Origin of the sequence: Winogradskyella wichelsiae, from assembly GCF_013403925.1 — a bacterium.
Lineage (GTDB): Bacteria > Bacteroidota > Bacteroidia > Flavobacteriales > Flavobacteriaceae > Winogradskyella > Winogradskyella wichelsiae.
Window position 1 is genome coordinate 318,764 of record NZ_JABFDJ010000003.1, and the last position, 20,303, is coordinate 339,066.

Consider the following 20,303-nt stretch of genomic DNA (forward strand, 5'->3'; position numbering starts at 1 on the left):
CAAACATGAAAACAATTAAATTTTTATTTATTACCGTATTAAGTTTATCTGCATTAACATCTTGTTCATCTGATGATGACACCCCTCAAGCTGTAAATGAAGAAGAAATCATTACAACAGTGCGTTTAGAATTAACAGCAGCGAGTGGTGATGTGGTAGTGCTTCAAAGTCAAGATTTAGATGGAGATGGACCAGATGCACCTGTTTTTTCTACGGAAGGAACTATTTTAGCAGATACAGAATATACAGGAGACATTCAGTTTTTAAATGAACTTGAAAACCCTGCTGAAGATATTACTGAAGAAGTATTAGAAGAAGGGGTTGATCACCAAGTATTTTATACATTTACGACTAACAATGCTAATAGTAGTGTTACTTATACTGATATAGATGTTGATGGAAATCCTATCGGCTTATCAACGACATTCAATTCTGGTGCGACTTCAACTGGTAATATAGTAGTGGTTACTTTAAGACATGAACCAACAAAAAGTGCTGATGGTGTTAGTACTGGAGACATTACAAATGCAGGCGGTGCAACAGACGCTAACGTAACGTTTACATACGATGTCAACTAAAACATAGTTTAAACTAAAAAAAGCACTCCAATGGAGTGCTTTTTTTATGCTTTAATTTCTGGTGTGTCTTTTTTAATAACGTAAGTATACAACCACATCAATGTAAATGTTGGTATCACATCAAACCCCGGTAAAGCTTCTTCTACAACAGAAATGACTCCTGCGACTTTCCCTGCTTTTCCTTTATACAGTTTAGTCATTAACCAACCTGAAATTGGAGCCCAAACAATATCAGAAAACTCACCGATTCCTGGAATTATAAATGAGACTAAGCCTAAAGCATCAAAGAGTAGACTTAATCCTAATTTTTTGTATTTATTCATATAATGTATTAATTACTATAGATAAAGCAATAACTATTCCAAATAAAATGCTGCTGTCACTTTCGCACTAACAACGTGTAATTTACAAAATCAATAGAATTATATAAAATAAATCTTTTCAGTAAAAAGAACAAATTTAGAGCATAGTATTGTAGATTATTCTATTAAGTATTACTTTCACATGATATGAGTAAAACTGTGATTTCTGCAAAGCAAATTAAGAAAGCCTATAAAGATCTTCATGTCTTAAAAGGTGTTGATTTAACCATTTTAGAAGGTGAAGTTATTTCTATTGTTGGTGCTTCTGGTGCTGGTAAAACTACGCTGCTTCAAATTTTAGGAACCCTAGATAAACCCGATTATAAATCGGACACCGAGCTAATTATAAACGGACAATCTATAAAAACCCTAAATGACAAAGCTTTAGCTAAATTTAGAAATAAAAATATTGGTTTTATATTTCAATTTCATCAGTTACTACCAGAATTTACGGCGTTAGAGAATGTTTGTATACCTGCGTTTATAAATAACACCCCTAAGGCAGAGGCCGAAAAACGGGCTAAAGAATTATTAGATTATTTAGGTTTAAGCGAACGTATACACCACAAACCAAACAGTATGTCTGGTGGTGAACAACAACGTGTTGCTGTAGCTAGAGCATTGATAAATAATCCAAATATTATTTTTGCAGATGAACCTTCAGGGAATTTAGATAGTGAATCTGCCGAGCAATTACACAACTTATTCTTTAAATTACGTGATGAGTTTAACCAAACTTTTGTTCTTGTAACTCATAATCAAGAATTAGCAGATATGGCAGACCGAAAATTAACGATGGTTGACGGAAAGATTGTTAATCAATAATTTCTATTTCTTCAACATCTTTAAAGTAAAACCACTTAAAACCAAAATAACAACGCCTATAATTCCCCAAAGCCAATATTTATTGTCTAATAATGGTTCTACCGTAGCTTGTTCTTGTTTCTCTATAATTTGCTCCTCTCCTATTTTTAAAGCTTCTAATCCTTCAGGTACTTTTGTTTCAAATTTAGCAATATCATAATTAGGATGTCTTGCAGAAGTATTACCATACACCAACATATAATCTGCAGGCTCTGTAAATCTTGTAATTAACTGATACTCGTAACCTTTTAAAGTGATTTCTCCAAAAGACAATGGCTGATTATCCCCATTATAAATAGATAATCTAATATGTTTGGCAATGGTATTATCAAAATTAAAAGAATTAGCTTCTAAAGAATTTAAGGTACCATCAGTAATAGTTTTGTAATAATGTATCCAACCTTTTTCTGTTTTAAGGCTGTCATTTCTATATTCAATCTTAATAGGTCTGTAATAATCAAAAGTATTGTTAACATTAATATTAAGGTGACTCAAAGATACCAATTGCTCTAATTCTAATTCAATTTCAGTTGTTTTGCTAGGTTTTACAACTTCATTTTTAATAGATTTTATCTGATGATTAATATAACTTCCACCAGATATTTCATGCTTAAAAAGTTGCGCTGATTCAAATTTTGGTTGCTCAGCACCTTTTACAATAAGTCTATAAAAACGATATTTAGCATCAGGAAATACCAGTTTTGTAAATTTATAGTCTGTCGTCTCATTTTTAATAGAAAGAATTCTATAATCTTCTAAAATGGTAAACCATTCGTTTTGGTTTTGACTGCCTTGCAATTCGACTTTCCAATCAAAATTTTGATTATTAAAATTTAGATCAATCTGATTAATAGTATTTTTAGAATTTAATTGAAATGTAAAATAATAGCCGTCATTCCCTTTTGATTTATTAATAAGATGAAACGGAATTGTTTTCTTTATTACTTTTTCAGAACGAATTTTCAATAAATACGGAGCTTCAATAGTATCATTATTAACTGTAGTTCCATAAATTCTAATATCAGACAAATCTGAATTCACTTTAGAAAAAACAGCATCTGGTAACGTAATTTTATGCCATTCATTACCTACATTCTCTATGGCTCTTTTATAATTATATGTTTTCATTTGTGCAGAACAGAAGCTTACACAAGCAATGAGAAAACTTAAAAATAGTCTAGTTTTTAACGTCATCAGTAATATGATTTTTGTATTTATTGTATAAAAATGAAATGATTAAAAGTAACACTCCAAGTGATACAAATACTATAGTTTTTGAAATGGTATTGAGGTGAGAAATATCGTAGAAAAACAGCTTTACCAATGTAATACCAAAGAATGCAATACCTCCAATACGTAAATAAGTTTTGTTTTTCCAAATCCCGAAGGCTATTAACAAGAACGAATAAACACCCCATAGGATACTTAATCCTAATTTGTAAGACTGTGTAGAATCAGACATATCCATCCAATGGATAAGCTCGCTACTTAAAACCCATATTATAGATACGTGCAATAAAATATCGTAAGCAATTTTAAATCCTTTGTTTACCTCTGCTTGTTTAATAAAACGATAACACGTATATAAAGCAAAAGCTAAAAAGGCAAAACAGACATATCTAATCCATAAATAGAACTCACCCTGAGCAAAATATTCTGAAGGATTTAAATAACTTTCTCTTAACTCACTTAACGTCAACAAACCTTGAGTTAAAAACGTAAAAACACTTACTACAATTAAGCCTAAGGCTATTTTATCTAAGGGTTTACTTTTTATAATCTTAAAATTAATTAGCGCTAACAAAGACATAAAGAGTAGCGAATAATTTAAAACCCAAATGATTTTAAAATCATTTAAATCATAATTATTAATAACGTTATTATAAGTAGTTTCGTTAGGAATACTTAGTTGAGAAGTATAATATAATTGATCCCAATAGGTTTCTATTTCTAATCTAAAGGCATAATAAGCACTAAATAATAAGATCGCAGGAATGCCATAACTAAATACACGATTCCAAATAGAACCTGGCTTTAAAGCAGAAACATAGGCTTCTTTTTTAGAGAACCAAACAATGGCACCAAATGCAGCGATAAATAACAATGAGGTTAAAAAGTAGATATTAAAAATAAGTGGTAATATATTGTCTTCATCAATACCATAATAAACACTATAGCCATAAGACCAATCTTCTAGCAAGCTTATAAAAGCTAAGACCATTAAAGGATACGATAATTTTTCATAAACCTTAATTGCTTTTGTACGTCCTAATCCAAATAATAATGCCGCTTCAGTTACCCAAAGTAGTGTTACCCAATTTCCGTTAAGTTGCACAGGAATAGTAATTGTAATAAATACCAATACCATTGCAGATGCTAAATAGAATAAGTTTTTATCACCCAATTTCTTTTTGTAAAATATTACACTCACTATAAAATGAATCACCGCATTACCTAGCGTAAACAAGCCTAACAACTGAGAACCTGTTTCATTATCTTCTAAAATAGCAATACCAAAGCCATAAAACAGAAATGAATTAAGCAATAACAAAACAACATCACTTGTTTTAAACACTTCTTTTCTTAGCATTTTATAAGCTAAAAATGTGACATAAAATATTAAGAAAAATAGACTTAGAAAACCTAATGCTAAATAAAAGTGATCTACTTCATCATATTCAAAGAAATACCAAGAGCCATAAATTAGCCATGTAAATATAAAGGCTGAATAGTATAATGGTTTCCAATATTTTTTAAACGAAAGGATTAAAATTCCAATATTAATGATAGCCATATAACCAAAAAGCACTTCTACTTGCCCAGAGCCACTGCTTAATAAAAAAGGTACGGCATAAGCACCTACTAAACCAATATGCGCTATAACCTGCCTGTTATAGTTAATAGCTGCAACCACTGTAAATGTGGTAAAAACAACCATAAGCACAAAGGCTGGTACTTGCGGTATTAAGCCATAAAAATCGTACGCAAAATACGTGAGGACATACAAAATAACAATAGCTCCACTAACAAGCACAGCACTATAAGATTCGTATTTTTCTTTCAGCTTTATACCAAAACCCAATAAACCTATAGCCATTAAATAACCAATAACGATTCGGGTTGTAGGACTTATTAAGTTATTTTCAATGGAATATTTTGCCCCAATAACAACACCTATAATAGTAATAAGAATTCCTATTTTATTAAGAAGGTTTTCACCTATAAATTTTTCTAAACTAGATTTAGACTTTGGTTTATTATCTAAAACCTTAGCTTCTTCTTGCGCAATAAATTCATTTTGAGATGCAGATTCTAAAACAGGCGCTATTTCTTCGCGTATAACCGATGCGATCTCTTCCTGATGTACAATTTTAACATCATGCTCTTCTACGGGTAAAGGCTCAGATAATTGTATTTCTTCTGTCGTTGTATCAGAAATTGAACCAGATTGTAAGCGGTACAATTCGTCTTTCAAACTGTTAATTTCAGAATTAAACTCAGCTTGCTTTTTAAATAAGATTTCTAATTTTTCAATGAGTTTCTCTATAAGCTCCTGACTATGTGCCATATATTGTTAATTTGGGTATCTTTTGGTATAAAAGACGAAGCTAAAATAACTTATATATTTAGAACCATCAATTTTATAAACTTTAGTTCTATTATTTATAACTTAATTTTTCATTAAAAGCAGAACAAATACAACAGCTCTGAGAGATTAAATTTAGAGATAGAAACTAATTATGATAAATATCAGCTTTAATCTCACTAATTTTTATTAACAAAAAAAGAGCTACAACTTATCAACTAATGAATCAAAGAACTGTTCAAATAAAACCTGTTATAATACTTATTACCCTCCTTAAAATTGTTAAATTTGTGAAGCAATAAATACATATAGAGATGGATTACCGAATAGAAAAAGATACTATGGGTGAGGTTAAAGTACCTGCCGACAAACTTTGGGGAGCACAAACAGAACGCTCTCGTAATAACTTTAAAATTGGCGCAACGGCATCAATGCCTTTAGAGATTGTTTATGGTTTTGCATATTTAAAAAAAGCTGCGGCTTATACGAATTGTGATTTAGAAGTATTGCCTAAAGAAAAGCGTGACTTAATAGCACAAGCATGTGATGAAATTTTAGAAGGAAAATACGATGATCAGTTTCCTTTAGTGATTTGGCAAACGGGCTCTGGTACACAAAGTAATATGAATGTGAATGAAGTTGTTGCCAACCGAGCACATCAAATTGCTGGAAACGTTATTGGTGAAGGTGAGAAAACAATTCAACCAAATGATGATGTTAACAAATCACAGTCATCTAATGATACGTTTCCAACAGGCATGCATATTGCAGCATACAAGAAAATAGCAGAAACAACGATTCCTGGAGTCATTAAACTACGTAATGCATTACATAAAAAATCATTAGAATTTAAGACCGTTGTAAAAATTGGGCGTACACACTTAATGGATGCCACTCCTTTAACTTTAGGTCAAGAATTTTCGGGTTATGTATCTCAATTAGACCACGGATTAAAAGCGTTACAAAATACGTTACCACATTTAAGTGAATTAGCATTAGGAGGAACTGCTGTTGGTACAGGAATGAATACACCAGAAGGTTACGATGTATTAGTGGCTAAATATATAGCAGAATTTACAGGATTGCCTTTTGTAACTGCCGAAAATAAATTTGAAGCTTTAGCGGCACATGATGCTATTGTTGAAACGCACGGTGCTTTAAAGCAATTAGCTGTGTCTTTAAACAAAATAGCAAATGATGTTAGAATGATGGCCTCAGGTCCTCGTTCTGGAATTGGTGAAATTATCATTCCTGCAAATGAGCCAGGAAGTTCAATAATGCCAGGAAAAGTAAACCCTACGCAATGTGAAGCCTTAACCATGGTTTGTGCTCAAGTTATGGGTAACGATGTTGCTATTTCTGTAGGAGGTACACAAGGGCATTACGAGTTAAATGTGTTTAAACCAATGATGGCGGCTAACATTTTACACTCTGCGCAATTAATAGGAGATGCTTGTGTCAGTTTTGAAGAGCACTGTGTAAGCGGCATAGAACCAAACCATAAAGTTATTGAAGAATTATTAAATAATTCATTAATGCTAGTAACGGCATTAAACACTAAAATTGGGTATTATAAAGCAGCTGAAATTGCAAATACAGCGCATAAAAACGGAACAACGTTAAAAGAGGAAGCTGTAAATTTAGGTTATGTTTCTGCTGAAGATTATGACGAATGGGTAAAACCAGAAAATATGGTGGGCACCCTAAAATAAGATACTAACAGACTGTTTTATGGCACTTTTATAGGCTTAGAAATTCTTTTTAAAATTATAATAGGGTCAAAATAGCAATGATTTAAAATATAATTAAAATGATAAATTGACTTTTACAATTGCGAAACAAAGTAAAAGTCAATTTTCTATAAATAAAGAAAACGCTAGAAAATGGTTACTAGCGTTTTTTTATTGAAATAACACCTCTACAAACCCTCATTATTATGTCTACATTAATAACAAATATTAAACAACTCGTTCAGGTTCATGAACATAATACGACCATACTAAAAGGTAGTGAGATGAAAACTCTACCTGTATTAGAAAATGCATATCTCTATATTGTTAACGATACTATTATAGAATACGGCGCAATGGAAGACTGCGACGGTATTGATGCAGAAACGGTAATAGACGCAACGGGTAGAATTGTTCTACCTTCTTGGTGTGATTCTCATACGCACATTGTTTACGCAGGCGATAGAACTTCTGAATTTGTAGATAGAATTAACGGTTTATCTTATGAAGATATTTCTAATAAAGGTGGAGGAATTTTAAACTCGGCAAAAGTACTTCAGGAGACTTCAGAAGAAGATTTATTTGAACAATCTTTAAAACGATTAAATCAATTGATCGCTATGGGAACTGGAGCTGTAGAAATAAAAACGGGTTATGGTTTAACTGTTGAAGCAGAACTAAAAATGCTACGAGTAATAAAGCGATTAAAACAAGAAAGTTTAGCTACAATTATCCCTACGCTATTAGCTGCACATGCGATTCCAAATGCATATAAGTCTAAAAAACAAGATTACATTAAACTTATAACAGAAGAATTAATACCACAAGCTGCGGCATTAAACATCACACACTTTGTTGATGTTTTTTGTGAAAAAGGCTACTTTGATATAAAAGATACCGAAGCCATTTTAGAAGCAGGAAACAAGTACCATTTAAGACCAAAAATACACGTCAATCAATTTAATATTCTTGGAGGTATTGCACTTGGTGTAAAACACAAGGCTTTATCGGTAGATCATTTAGAAGAAATAAATGACGAAGATATTGAAGCTTTAAAAGGAAGCGAAACAATACCAGTAGCATTACCTGGTTGTTCTTATTTTTTAAGTATTTCTTATACACAGGCTAGAAAAATTATTGATGCTGGTTTACCTCTAGCCATTGCTACAGATTACAACCCAGGGTCATCACCTAGCGGTAATATGAATTTTATTGTGAGCGCTGCATGCGTAAAACTTAAAATGACACCTGAAGAAGCGATAAACGCAGCAACCATAAATGGGGCTTATGCCATGGGGATTAGTAATATGTACGGGAGTATAACACGCGGTAAAAAAGCGAATATAATTATTACAAAACCTATGAATCATTACAGTGAGATTCCATATGCCTTTGCTCACGATCCCGTTGAACATGTTATTATTAATGGCCAATTATTAAAATAAAAAAATCCAGAAGTTTTAACTTCTGGATTTTTTTATACCAATACTAAGAATTGTATGGCTTATTTCAATTCAAATTCTGAAGTTGAAATAATTGATTTTTCATTAAAGACATTAATGATATAACGACCTTCTTCAAACTTAGAATCTTCTAATTCATTAATATACTCACAGATATTTAAGTTTCTGTTTTCATAATTAAATCGACTAATTAAGCTGTAGTTTAAGACTTCACCACCAAATTCAATCTGAGCGTTTTCACCTAAGACATTGTTATTTGGATCAATAACTTGAACGTATAATTCTTTATCACCTGCTTCTGTCAATAGGTTTTTAGCAACAGTAAAACAAAGCTTAATTTTATCACTTCGTCTAGCACGCTCTGTCGGAATCTGCTTTCCGTTATTTCTTTCTATCACACCCATTCCTATTAACCCTACGGTTTGCAATGCTGCAGCATCTTTAACTACTGTAGATAATTGCGTGTTTTGAACCAATAAAGAATCTGTAAATACGGTTCTTTCTGCTAATTGTACTTGCGTACTATCTAAAGATGAAGCTAAATATTGATTTTCACCTTTTAAACGGTCATTTTCAGTTAATAAAATATCCATTTCTTCTTGTAGCGCCATATACTTCTTTTTGTAACTCCATAAGCTACCAACGCTATTTTGAGAAACTTTTAATGAATCCATTAAGCCTTGAATACGTTCCTTAGCAGCTATTAAATCTTCATTGGCAACGTCACTTTCAGCAATAGCTTCATCATAATCTTTAGCCATATTGTTTAGATCAGCCATTACTTGCTTCTTTTCGTTCATTAGAACCTTTTCATTTTCTTGTTTTTCGCTATAAAGCTGCGAAGTATAAAAAGCGGTTACTAAGAATAATACCAATAGTATGCCTAAGCCTACTTTTAATCCTGAGTTTGATTTTTGAGCACCTTCCATTTTGTTTAGTTTTTGAGTCTTGTTAATTCTAGTTTTTATTAATCTTAATATGAGGTCAAAGTAATTAAATAAAAATGTACTTTTAATGTATTATTCAAAATTATTTATCAAAATGCACCACTTTAATTTATTTACAGAAAAAGAAAGGCAACATCTTTTAAAGAAACGTAAAGGGGAAACAAAATTTGGAGAACATATACAGGTACTACCCAACCTCACTAAGATATACGATGATATTGCGCATTTAGATGTTGACTATGTTGTCTTTGGAATTAAAGAGGATATTGGCGTTATAGCAAACCATGGAAATTCAGGGACTTATGGTGCTTGGGACGCTACGATAAAAATTTTATTAAACATTCAAAGCAACACATTTACAGAAGCTAAGCGCGTTTTAGTCTTAGGACATTTAGAATACGCTGAAGAGCGTAAAGCTCTATTAGAATTAAATCTTTCTAAAAAGAAAGAAATTTCTAAGGTGAGAAATTTTGTAGAAATTATAGATAGGGACGTGACACATATAATCACTTCTGTAAGAAAAGCAGGTAAAATCCCTATAATTATCGGTGGCGGTCATAATAATGCTTACGGTAATATTAAAGGAACTGCTTTAGCAAATAACCAAAGAATTAATGTCATAAACTTTGATGCCCATTCTGATTTTAGAGCAGATGAAGGCAGACATAGTGGTAATGGTTTTAGCCATGCTTATGCTGAAGGCTTTCTAAAAAACTACTTTATATTTGGTCTACATGAAAATTACACTTCGGATACACTCTTAAATACGCTAAAAAAAGTTAAAGCTATTAAATACAATACTTACGAAGCTATTGAGGTTAGAAATGAGCTTAAATATACATCGGAATTAAAAGCGGCATCAGACCATATTAACGATAGACCTTTTGGTATTGAGGTTGATTGTGATGCGATTAAAAACATTACAAGTAGTGCTATGACGCCTAGCGGTTTTAGTGTAAAAAAAGCGCGACAATTTGTTCATTATTTTGGAGCGCACGAGAATGCCGCTTATCTACATATTTGTGAAGCTACTCCTACACCAAACACGGAAACACAAATAGGAAAACTAATTAGTTATCTTATTACGGATTTTATTCGTGCTAAGCGTAATATTAAATAGTCTGAATAATTCCATTATTATTTAAATAATAAACTAAAAAACTCTAATCAAATTAATGAAAAGAGTTCTTTAGAGCGTCAAATACGTGCAGATTAATATTTTATGAAAATACAAAATCTATAACCCTAACCTTATAGTTAATCCTGCATGAGTACTTGCGCTTCTACAATATCTTTAATCGGTACTATTAATTTTCCTTTAGAATTTTTTAAGATGACAGATATACTCTGAACAGCGTCTATAGTATAACTGTCTCCATTGAAGATAATTTTTTGCCCAACCTCATAAGTCTTGCGAGCATAAAAAGTATTTAATAATTTATTGACCACTTCTCTAGCTCCAAAACCAAATGCAATGGCAAAAGCTAATAGAAATGCTGCCAATATCATTGTGATATTATTGGTAATAATTTCTGTGTTTATACCTGCCTGATTTAAAGCTGTAATAGAAATAAACGTAAGTAATAAGAAAAACACAACTTGACTAAGCATCTTTCCTCCTGATAAATCCATAGAATCGAAAAGCGATTTTAATCCATTTTTTACAAAATTAGCAAACAGTAATCCAATTATAAAAATGGCTAAAGCAGCAAATAATTGAGGCAAGTAACCTAATAAATCATTGATTTGGTTAGAAATTATGTCTAATCCTAAAATGTCAGATATTACAACGATTAAAATAATATACATTAACCATTTTACTAATTTTGAAACCACCTTTGCCGTATCAAAATTTAGAGTTTTACCTTCTACAATCTCAATGTCATTTAACTTCTCATCAAGCTTATGAACCTTAGCTACTTTTAATAGCTTCTGTATGGCTTTAACTACAAATTTTGTAATTATCCAGCCTACAATCAGAACGACAATGGCTCCTAGTAATTTTAAGGCTAAAGCAGAAACTTCTGGCCACATTGATGCTAATGATTGCATTCCGCTATCCTTTAATGCTATGATATTTTCCATACTAATAATTTTATGTTAGAGATATATAAGGGGTGCTATTTTTTTCTTTTGCTAGTGACACTGTCTATAATATGACCAATATTATACGAAAAGAGCTCAGCTAACTCCATGAAAAGCTTTGCCAAGGCAATATCATGCATAACTTTTCCTTTAAGCTCCGCAGGAACTTCCTTTAAAGGCTGATCTATTTGCTTAAATGGATTCTCCATCTTTCGTATATTTTGAGTACTTCTGTACCAGTTTTTCTTTTGCTCTTTTTAATCGCATTTTTACTGCGCTTTCTCCAATATCTAAAGCTCCGGCCAATTCTTTAATCGATAAATTGTCTTGATACTTTAATAGTAAAATCATTTTCTCGTCTGGAGATATAAGCTCCATAACTGATTTTAAGTGCTCAACTCTCATGTTCTCAAACTCATGAGTAGAATCTATAACTTCACCTATATTTTCAATATCAATAACTTCACTACTGATAGATTGTTTCTCAATTTTTTTAGCGGTATTCCTTGTAACATAATTCACACAATGGTTATAGGTAAAAGCATATAACCATGTAGAGAATTTAGATTTACCTTTAAAACTTGCTAGTTTTATAAAAACTTTTAAAAAGACATCTTGAGTTAAATCTTTAGCCTCATCGATACCATTTGCAAACCCATAGCATTTATTATAAACCATTGTAGCGTACCGATCATAAAGCACCTCAAACAACATAGTGTCGTTGGTTTTTACGATTGCTTCTACAAGCGCTTCATCGGTTAGAGTATGAATGGCGTCTTTAGTCAAGGAATTTGTCGGTCTGTAATTAATTGTTGTTATGCTTAAGACACTCGTTTTTAGGACAAGTCACTTAATTTTTATTTTTTTTAAGAAAATATATTTTGTTAAACAGTTCGCAAAAATACGGAATAAAAAACCCCGAATAATACTTTGGTAGCCGTCAATCCTACTTTTAATAGAGAAAATCAGGTGATACATTGGTTTTCATGGCTTTTAAACACGAATTAGAATAAAGAAATTTTGAAATCACTATAAAATTATTAACTTTAAGAAAACATCTGTCCAAATTTTGGTATTGTGTGCTAACTATGGACCTACTGAAACCAGCTAAATGAGTGAATATCTCCATAAAACAATACCCAATTTAAAGCCTTTTAATTTTGAGCTTCATCATGATGCTCTTTTTATAAACCAACAATGGGTGTTAGTTAATGGAATTTCTAACAAAAAATCAATTTACACGTTTAAAGCAAATAACAGTCTCGAAATAACAAGGCAGCATAATGTTATAAAAACATCATGGAGTATTGATCCTCTTAATATGCTTTCTATTGAGACTGAAGATGGACTAATAAAAGTGAGTGCTTATTTTAAGGATGATGATATTTTAGTGCTTAACAACCAAGATGATGATGAGTTTGCACTTTATATAAATGCTACGAATTACAATGATGAGTTAAATTCAATTGAAGATATACAGACCTTTTTAAAAGAAAAATATTTAAAAAAAGTGAGTACTATGATCTATGATCACGAATTCTATTATATTGAAAACTCAAAAGAATTTGGGCCTTTTAAAGTTGAAGAATTGTCTCAAAAAGTAAAGAATGCCGACATAAGTGCCTACTGTTTTGTTAGAGATATTAATGAGCATGATTACAGTAAAAGGCTAAGGGTATTAGATTTGATTAAAGAACTAGATGAAATTAAGAAATAAAAAAAGGCGAACTTAATAAGTTCGCCTTTTTTGTTTTAACAAAACGCTGAATAGGTTTAATTGCTATAAAACCTAAACATGTAATGCTCTATCATCTGTTGCTGCTAACGCAGCTTCTTTTACGGCTTCTGCAAATGTTGGGTGGGCATGAGACATACGCGAAATATCTTCAGCAGATGCTCTAAATTCCATAGCAGTAACGGCTTCGGCGATTAAATCGGCACAACGTGCACCAATCATATGTACGCCTAAAACTTCGTCTGTCGTTTTATCTGCTAAGATTTTTACAAAACCATCAATATCTCCACTGGCTCTAGCACGACCTAAAGCTCTAAAAGGAAACTGACCTACTTTGTATGCAACGTCAGCTGCTTTTAATTCTTCTTCTGTTTGACCAACAGCAGCAACTTCTGGCCATGTGTAAACAACTCCAGGAATTAAATTATAATCGATATGTGGTTTTTGTCCTGCTAAAGTTTCAGCAACAAAGGTACCTTCTTCTTCTGCTTTATGTGCTAACATGGCTCCTTTAATAACATCACCAATCGCATAAATATTAGAAGCAGATGTTTGCAGATGATCATTGACATCGATCTGGCCTCTATCGTTCATTTTAACGCCAGCAGCTTCAAGATTTAAACCAGCTGTGTAAGGTTTACGACCAACTGAAACTAAACAATAGTCACCTTTAAATTCTACAACTTCACCTTTTTTGTTTTCAGCTTTAACAACAACCTCTTCACCATTACGCTCAACAGATTGTACTTTATGAGAAAGCATCATTTTACATTTCGCTTTCTTAAATACTTTATTTAATTCTTTAGACAAACCAGCATCCATAGTTGGTAGTATTCTGTCCATATATTCAATAACAGTAACTTCAGCTCCTAAACGACGGTACACTTGTCCTAACTCTAAACCGATAACTCCACCACCAATAATAATTAAGTGTTTTGGAATTTCTTTAAGTTTTAAGGCTTCTGTAGACGTAATTACACGTTCTTTATCTAAAGTGATAAATGGTAAGTTAGAGGGTTTAGATCCTGTTGCAATAATAATTTTCTTTGCTTCAATTTCTTGGGCATCCTTCCCTTCTATCTTAATATGCGTCGCATCTATAAAAGATCCCAAACCTTCAAAAACATCAATGTTGTTTTTTTTCATTAAGAAATCAATCCCTCCTGTAGTTTGATCTACAACAGCTTGCTTACGACCAATCATTTTTTCTAAATTCACTTTGATCTCTCCAGGAATTTCAATTCCGTGATCTTCAAAATGTTTTGTTGCTTCTTCATAATGATGAGAAGAACTTAGTAAAGCTTTACTAGGAATACAACCTACGTTTAAGCAAGTGCCACCAAGTGTAGAGTATTTTTCAATAATTGCAGTTTTCATGCCTAATTGTGCGCAACGGATTGCTGCTACATATCCACCAGGTCCAGAACCTATTATTGCTACATCGTATGATTTCATGAGATTTTTTTTTCGTTGATTAAAAACGCTAACAAAAATACACTTTAGATTAATATTTTACGAATTTTTAAAACATTATTAAGGCAATGATTACTCACTTTTTTGATTTAAATCTTCTAAAACCCATTCTAATTCAGGATCATTCCCATTGATTCGGTCTTTGTAAGTTGGTGTAATTTTAATATCGGGCTTTATACCATAGCCATCTGGTTGCTTTTTATATTGTGCATCAATATGTGCAAGCCCTATCCGAGCAGTCACTTTAGTGTTTGGCATTTGATAAGATTTATAAAAACCAGCTACAGTGCCGTTATAGGCTCCTCCTGTCTCTTCCCCTACAAATACAGCACGATGACTCCCTTTTAATTGCGTAGACAATAATGAAGAGGCTGAAAATGAATTGCCATTAATCAACACATATATTTTGCCTTTATAATTAAGATCTTGAGGTTCTTGCGCTTTTGCAGATTTAAATTTATAATATAATTGACCGTCCTTCTTACTGGTCTTTAAAATATCGATAGTGGCCAATACAGGCGAAAATAAACCTGCCAAAATTTTAAGTCCTGTTGGTGTTGTATTAGCCATAGTACTTTTCAAAATTGGAAATCTCCTGTTAATCTCACTTGGATTAATAAACGTAAAATTTTGATCTGTTAAGTACGCATACAGATAGGTAATTTCATTTAGTCGGCCTCCAAAATTATTACGTAAGTCTATCACCAAAGCGTCTGGTTTTAAAGAATCTATAGTTTTAAAACTTTCGTCGTAAAACTCCTTATAACTCCCGTTAGAAAAGCCTCTAATTTTTAATAAAGCGACTGTACTGTCTTTTCCTATAAAATTAAGATTTCGGGTGTATTCTTTTCTACTGGCATTGTAACCATAATTCCAATTATGTTTTCGTTTCGCTTTTAATTTCTTTCTTTTGGCTTTCCGTTCAGCCTTTGTTAATTTGGCAATTTCCTTTTTAACGGTATCTAATGAATCTTTTTTTAGAGCATCGTTTTTTACCGTGGTTGTATCTTTTATTAAAATACGCTTATAGTTTTTTACAAATGTTGAATCTAATTTTTTTAATGTTAAACTAATACTATCAAAACGGCCCTTGTCCTTAGCATAATAACTCATAAAGCGAAAACCTGCAACCCTTTTATGAAAGGTCGTATTATAACCATCTGAAGCTATTGTTTTAATGTAGTTATTTATTAAATTTTGTGAGTTTTCTCCATCGACCTCGAGAACTTCTGCATGAGTTAAAAGCGAATCTTTACCTCTAGCTTTAGCTATTAAAAGTTTATCGTTTACATACTCGAAATCAAGATTAATAATCTCAAATTTAGTATCTTTTAGTGCTTTGCGTTCTTTTCTGTTATATTTTATACTTGGTGGATACAACGCCATATGGCCTTGGCCAATAAACTTAGTTACACCAGATAATTGCTTGTAAAACGTACGACTGTCTGTTGGTGTATTAAGTGCTTTCTTTAAACTATCGAATTTAAAATCTAGAACCCTCTTTGAAGTAAATTGATACAAATGGGGATGATGACGTTGTAACTGATCGTAAACATGATCTATGTCTTCATGAAGATCCGCTACTGAATGTAACTTTGTAATTTGTTCATTATGTTTTTCAATACTTGCACAAGAAACTAATAAAAGCACCAAGGAAAGCATAAATAATAAATTCTGATTAATATAAGGTATGCTTAGCAAGTCTTTAATTTTCAATTTCATTTAAATAGTGATTAAGTGGTTCTATTAATAGAGACGTAAAAATATAAAGAATAGTTGCTTTTAAACAAAAATTAAAAATATGCCATGCCATAAACTTAAATATAGCGTCTCTTATACCGTAATTTCTGTAGTATGTTTTACTTCATTAATCATAAACATGCTGTGTGTACTCCCGATATGATTAATTTTGGTTAGTTTTTCGACCATAAACACTCTAAAAGCTTTCATATCTTTTACTAATACTTTAAGTAAATAATCATAATCACCACTTAAATGGTAACACTCTAAAACTTCGTCTAACTCGTTAACGTCGCGTTCAAACCTTACGACGTATTCTTGCGAATGTTGCACCAACTTTACATGGCAAAAAGCAACGAAATCCTTTTGCACTTTAGTCTTATCTATTAATGCGACGTAGTTTTTTATAACACCACTTTTTTCAAGTTTTCTTATACGCTCATAAACCGCAGTAACTGATAAATTTAATTGATAAGCTAAAGCTTTATTGGTTTGTTTACTGTCAGCTTGAAGTAAGTGAAGTAATTTTCTATCAATAGCATCAAAAGTCATACTTATTGTTTTTTCGGAATTAATCATTCAAAAAAGCAAATTAAGGAATTAAAATCTACAAATTATCTTTATTTCCATTAATAAATCTAAATTTTCACTTAGGTATTGATTAATAGTCTAAACATAACGAAATTTGACTTAAAATAACAACTAATACTCTAATCATTATGGCATTTAAACCTGCAAACAATATTCAAGACTTACAATATTTTGGAGAATTTGGTGGAGTGAACCCATCAATTTCCGACTCATCAACGTACACCTTTTTATCGGCAAAAACAATGTTCGATACTTTTGAAGGTAACGCAGATGGCTGCTACCTCTATTCCCGTCACTCTACACCTTCAAATTTATATTTAGGTGAAGCTTTAGCGGCTATGGAAGGTACAGAAACCGCAACGGTTACAGCTTCTGGTATGGGAGCAATAACTCCTGTTTTACTTCAACTTTGTGGTACTGAAGATCATATCGTAAGTAGTAGAACAATCTATGGGGGGACCTATGCTTTTTTAAAAAACTTTATACCTCGTTTTGGCATAGACACCACATTTGTAGACATTACAAACCTAGATATGGTAGAAGCGGCTATGACGCCAAAAACTAAAGTATTGTATTGCGAGTCGGTAAGCAATCCGTTACTGGAAGTTGCAGATATTAAAGGATTAGCGCTCTTAGCAAAAAAACACAATTTAAAACTAGTAGTCGATAACACGTTTTCGCCACTCTCTATTTCACCGATTAATCTAGGTGCAGATATTGTAGTTCATAGTTTAACTAAGTTTATAAATGGTTCTTCAGATACTGTTGGCGGTGTGGTTTGTGGCAGTAACGAATTAATAAATGATTTACGAAATGTAAACAGTGGTGCAGCGATGTTATTAGGGGCTACTATGGACAGTTTACGTGCCGCTTCTGTGTTAAAAAACTTAAGAACACTGCACATAAGAATGATGCAACACAGTTATAATGCCACATATTTGGCTGAAAAGTTTGAAAACGATGGCTTAAAAACGGTGTATCCAGGCTTAGCGTCTCACCCATCTCACAAGTTATTTAAATCTATGATGAATGAAAAATATGGTTTTGGAGGTATGTTAACTATTGATGTAGGGTCATTAGATAAAGCCAATGCTTTAATGGAAATGATGCAAGAAGATAATTTAGGGTATTTAGCGGTGAGTTTAGGGTTTTATAAAACGTTATTTAGTGCACCAGGAAGCTCTACATCTTCTGAAATCCCTGAAGATGAACAGAAAGAAATGGGCTTAAGCGATGGGTTAATTCGCTTTTCTATTGGATTAGATGCCGATATAGAACGGACTTATAAAATGATGAAAGTTTGTATGAAGAAATTGAATATTTTGTAATGTTAATATTTAGTGTTAATGATATTGAAGGTTAGCTTTTTCAGAAATGAAAACCTAGCCTTTTTTGGTGTCTAAAATCTATTCGCAGTCTTAATCCATTTGCAAATGACTTAACAAAATCGTAACATTACGACACTAAACTCAACTAAAATGCCAGATAAGCCCTCTCAAATAGATTTTGAAGACCAAAAAATTATAAATAATAAAGAACTAAGTCTATTTGAAGCCCTAATCCCAGTCATTATTTTAATGACCTTACTGGCTTACAATATCTTTTTTGTAGAAAGTCAAGAGTGGTTTGGCGCTTACACCAATCAAATCATACTATTAATAGGGGGAGCAATCGCTGCAGCTGTTGGTTTTTTTAATAAAACCACCTTTAAAACCATGATGGCAGAGGTCTGGGAAAACCTTAAAAGTATTTTTGTCCCTGTCCTTATTTTATTTTTAGTGGGAGCTTTAGCTGGGACTTGGTTAGTGAGTGGCGTTATTCCTGCAATGGTGTATTATGGGTTACAAGTTTTAAGTCCTGAAATATTTTTACCAGCTTCAGTGATTATCTCGGCAATAATTTCGATTGCAACAGGAAGCTCATGGACCACTTCGGCTACCGTAGGTATTGCTTTAGTCGGCATAGGTACTGCTTTAGGCATAGAACCTGGTATGATAGCAGGTGCTGTTATTTCGGGTGCTTATTTTGGCGATAAGATGTCGCCTTTAAGTGATACTACAAATTTAGCCCCAGCAATGGCCGGAACAGATTTGTTCACCCATATTAAATATATGGGTATAACAACGGTGCCTACAGTAATTATAACTTTAGTTGTTTTTGGTATTATTAGTGCCAATATAGATACCACAGGAAGTTCTGATACAGGTTTTATTTTAGAAACTATAGATACTTATTTTAATATAACACCATGGTTATTTCTGGTACCTGTTGCCGTAGTTGGTCTTATTTTACTAAAAACAAAACCTTTGGCAGCCCTTGTATCAGGAGTCATTTTAGCTATAATATTTGCGTTTATCTTTCAACCAAAACTGATAAATTCTATTACAGAGTCGCCTGTAGAAACGATTACAACTTCTGTATTAACAGATATTAATATTACAATTTCAGAGGATACTTATAGGCAAGCTTTATCTGAATCTGATATTGAAAGCATAAATAGTGATGAAGGACGATTAGAAAATCTTTTTACAGATAACGACTTAAAAGGCATCTATACCAAAGAAGATTTACAAAACTTTTTTGCAACACAATACAGTCAACCAGAAATTATTAACACTAAAGTTGAAAATTTAGACAAGCTAATTACCATTAAAAGACTTAAAAAACTATTTAGTTCTACAGGTATGAATGGCATGCTTTGGACGATCTATTTAATCCTTTGTGCCATGGTTTTTGGGGGTATTATGGATGGCATTGGTGCACTGGCCAGAATCACTAAATCATTATTAGCAATTGCTTCTTCTGTTTTTGGGTTATTTGGTAGTACTGTTGCAAGTTGTTTAGGTTTAAATATTGTAGCTTCAGATCAATATTTAGCAATTGTAATTCCAGGTAAAATGTTTAAACAAGCTTATGAAGACAAAGGTTTAGCTCCTGAAAACTTAAGCCGTACGCTAGAAGACTCTGGTACAGTAACCTCCGTTCTTATCCCTTGGAATACCTGTGGTGCCTATCAAAGTGGTGTTTTAGGTGTGGGTGTCGGCGAATATTTTATTTATGCAATTTTCAATTGGTTAAGCCCAATTACGACTTTAATTTTTGCAGCTTTAAATTTAAAAATAAAGATGATTAAGGATAAATAACTCTTA

At 32.3% G+C, this 20,303-nt stretch carries 18 protein-coding genes; 8 read left to right on the forward strand and 10 right to left on the reverse strand.

All coding sequences use genetic code 11. From position 1 onward, the window contains the following. Positions 1 to 5: 5 nt before the first annotated feature. On the forward strand, positions 6 to 578 hold the full coding sequence (locus HM985_RS08685; RefSeq protein ID WP_179375880.1) for a type 1 periplasmic binding fold superfamily protein: 573 nt from the start codon (positions 6 to 8) through the stop codon (positions 576 to 578). Positions 579 to 622: 44 nt separating this feature from the next. Here the strand turns inward: HM985_RS08685 and HM985_RS08690 are convergent, their stop codons facing one another. After that, positions 623 to 901 carry a hypothetical protein gene (locus HM985_RS08690; protein WP_179375881.1) on the reverse strand — a complete coding sequence of 93 codons (279 nt, stop codon included), beginning with the start codon at positions 899 to 901 and terminating at the stop codon, positions 623 to 625. A gap of 198 nt (positions 902 to 1,099) precedes the next feature. Between HM985_RS08690 and HM985_RS08695 the strand changes: the two genes are divergently transcribed. Further along, a complete protein-coding gene (locus HM985_RS08695; RefSeq protein ID WP_179375978.1) occupies positions 1,100 to 1,765 on the forward strand; it encodes an ABC transporter ATP-binding protein in 666 nt (221 codons plus the stop codon). 3 nt (positions 1,766 to 1,768) lie between these two features. On the opposite strand, the gene HM985_RS08700 is transcribed toward HM985_RS08695, so the two are convergent. Both HM985_RS08700 and HM985_RS08705 read right to left on the reverse strand, forming a co-directional pair. After that, on the reverse strand, positions 1,769 to 2,932 hold the full coding sequence (locus HM985_RS08700; RefSeq protein ID WP_218843393.1) for a DUF3999 family protein: 1,164 nt from the start codon (positions 2,930 to 2,932) through the stop codon (positions 1,769 to 1,771). Between the two features lie 49 nt (positions 2,933 to 2,981). Next, positions 2,982 to 5,372 (reverse strand): DUF2339 domain-containing protein, encoded by a 2,391-nt coding sequence (locus HM985_RS08705; protein WP_179375883.1) that lies wholly within the window; start codon positions 5,370 to 5,372, stop codon positions 2,982 to 2,984. A gap of 332 nt (positions 5,373 to 5,704) precedes the next feature. Between HM985_RS08705 and fumC the strand changes: the two genes are divergently transcribed. Beyond that, positions 5,705 to 7,102 (forward strand): class II fumarate hydratase, encoded by a 1,398-nt coding sequence (fumC, locus tag HM985_RS08710; RefSeq protein ID WP_179375884.1) that lies wholly within the window; start codon positions 5,705 to 5,707, stop codon positions 7,100 to 7,102. A 224-nt stretch (positions 7,103 to 7,326) separates the two neighbouring features. Continuing rightward, positions 7,327 to 8,565: an imidazolonepropionase gene (gene hutI, locus HM985_RS08715; protein WP_179375885.1), complete on the forward strand. Its 1,239-nt coding sequence runs from the start codon at positions 7,327 to 7,329 to the stop codon at positions 8,563 to 8,565. Between the two features lie 59 nt (positions 8,566 to 8,624). Here hutI and HM985_RS08720 read toward each other — a convergent pair whose 3' ends face one another. Continuing rightward, entirely contained in the window at positions 8,625 to 9,512 is an 888-nt protein-coding gene (locus tag HM985_RS08720; protein WP_179375886.1) for a chromosome partitioning protein ParA, read from the reverse strand. Positions 9,513 to 9,597: 85 nt separating this feature from the next. Between HM985_RS08720 and HM985_RS08725 the strand changes: the two genes are divergently transcribed. Continuing rightward, a complete protein-coding gene (locus tag HM985_RS08725) occupies positions 9,598 to 10,650 on the forward strand; it encodes an arginase family protein (RefSeq protein WP_317167129.1) in 1,053 nt (350 codons plus the stop codon). 137 nt (positions 10,651 to 10,787) lie between these two features. Here HM985_RS08725 and HM985_RS08730 read toward each other — a convergent pair whose 3' ends face one another. The 3 genes from HM985_RS08730 to HM985_RS08740 are packed head-to-tail and all read right to left on the reverse strand — an operon-like array spanning position 10,788 to position 12,401. Continuing rightward, a complete protein-coding gene (locus HM985_RS08730; protein ID WP_179375887.1) occupies positions 10,788 to 11,615 on the reverse strand; it encodes a mechanosensitive ion channel family protein in 828 nt (275 codons plus the stop codon). 35 nt (positions 11,616 to 11,650) lie between these two features. Continuing rightward, positions 11,651 to 11,824 carry a hypothetical protein gene (locus tag HM985_RS08735; protein ID WP_179375888.1) on the reverse strand — a complete coding sequence of 58 codons (174 nt, stop codon included), beginning with the start codon at positions 11,822 to 11,824 and terminating at the stop codon, positions 11,651 to 11,653. Next, positions 11,808 to 12,401 (reverse strand): RNA polymerase sigma factor, encoded by a 594-nt coding sequence (locus HM985_RS08740; protein ID WP_179375889.1) that lies wholly within the window; start codon positions 12,399 to 12,401, stop codon positions 11,808 to 11,810. The genes HM985_RS08735 and HM985_RS08740 overlap by 17 nt, the downstream gene beginning before the upstream one ends. A gap of 325 nt (positions 12,402 to 12,726) precedes the next feature. Between HM985_RS08740 and HM985_RS08745 the strand changes: the two genes are divergently transcribed. After that, on the forward strand, positions 12,727 to 13,332 hold the full coding sequence (locus HM985_RS08745; RefSeq protein ID WP_179375890.1) for a hypothetical protein: 606 nt from the start codon (positions 12,727 to 12,729) through the stop codon (positions 13,330 to 13,332). 72 nt (positions 13,333 to 13,404) lie between these two features. On the opposite strand, the gene lpdA is transcribed toward HM985_RS08745, so the two are convergent. The 3 genes from lpdA to HM985_RS08760 form a co-directional block, all read right to left on the reverse strand. Further along, positions 13,405 to 14,805 (reverse strand): dihydrolipoyl dehydrogenase, encoded by a 1,401-nt coding sequence (gene lpdA / locus HM985_RS08750; protein ID WP_179375891.1) that lies wholly within the window; start codon positions 14,803 to 14,805, stop codon positions 13,405 to 13,407. 90 nt (positions 14,806 to 14,895) lie between these two features. Beyond that, a complete protein-coding gene (locus tag HM985_RS08755) occupies positions 14,896 to 16,545 on the reverse strand; it encodes a S41 family peptidase (RefSeq protein WP_179375892.1) in 1,650 nt (549 codons plus the stop codon). A 111-nt stretch (positions 16,546 to 16,656) separates the two neighbouring features. Further along, the gene (locus HM985_RS08760) at positions 16,657 to 17,115 is read right to left on the reverse strand and encodes an Lrp/AsnC family transcriptional regulator (protein WP_179375980.1); all 459 of its coding nucleotides are present in this window, start codon (positions 17,113 to 17,115) and stop codon (positions 16,657 to 16,659) included. A gap of 167 nt (positions 17,116 to 17,282) precedes the next feature. Between HM985_RS08760 and HM985_RS08765 the strand changes: the two genes are divergently transcribed. Both HM985_RS08765 and HM985_RS08770 read left to right on the forward strand, forming a co-directional pair. Further along, the gene (locus tag HM985_RS08765) at positions 17,283 to 18,482 is read left to right on the forward strand and encodes an aminotransferase class I/II-fold pyridoxal phosphate-dependent enzyme (RefSeq protein WP_179375893.1); all 1,200 of its coding nucleotides are present in this window, start codon (positions 17,283 to 17,285) and stop codon (positions 18,480 to 18,482) included. A gap of 150 nt (positions 18,483 to 18,632) precedes the next feature. Further along, the gene (locus tag HM985_RS08770) at positions 18,633 to 20,297 is read left to right on the forward strand and encodes a Na+/H+ antiporter NhaC family protein (protein ID WP_179375894.1); all 1,665 of its coding nucleotides are present in this window, start codon (positions 18,633 to 18,635) and stop codon (positions 20,295 to 20,297) included. Positions 20,298 to 20,303: the final 6 nt, after the last annotated feature.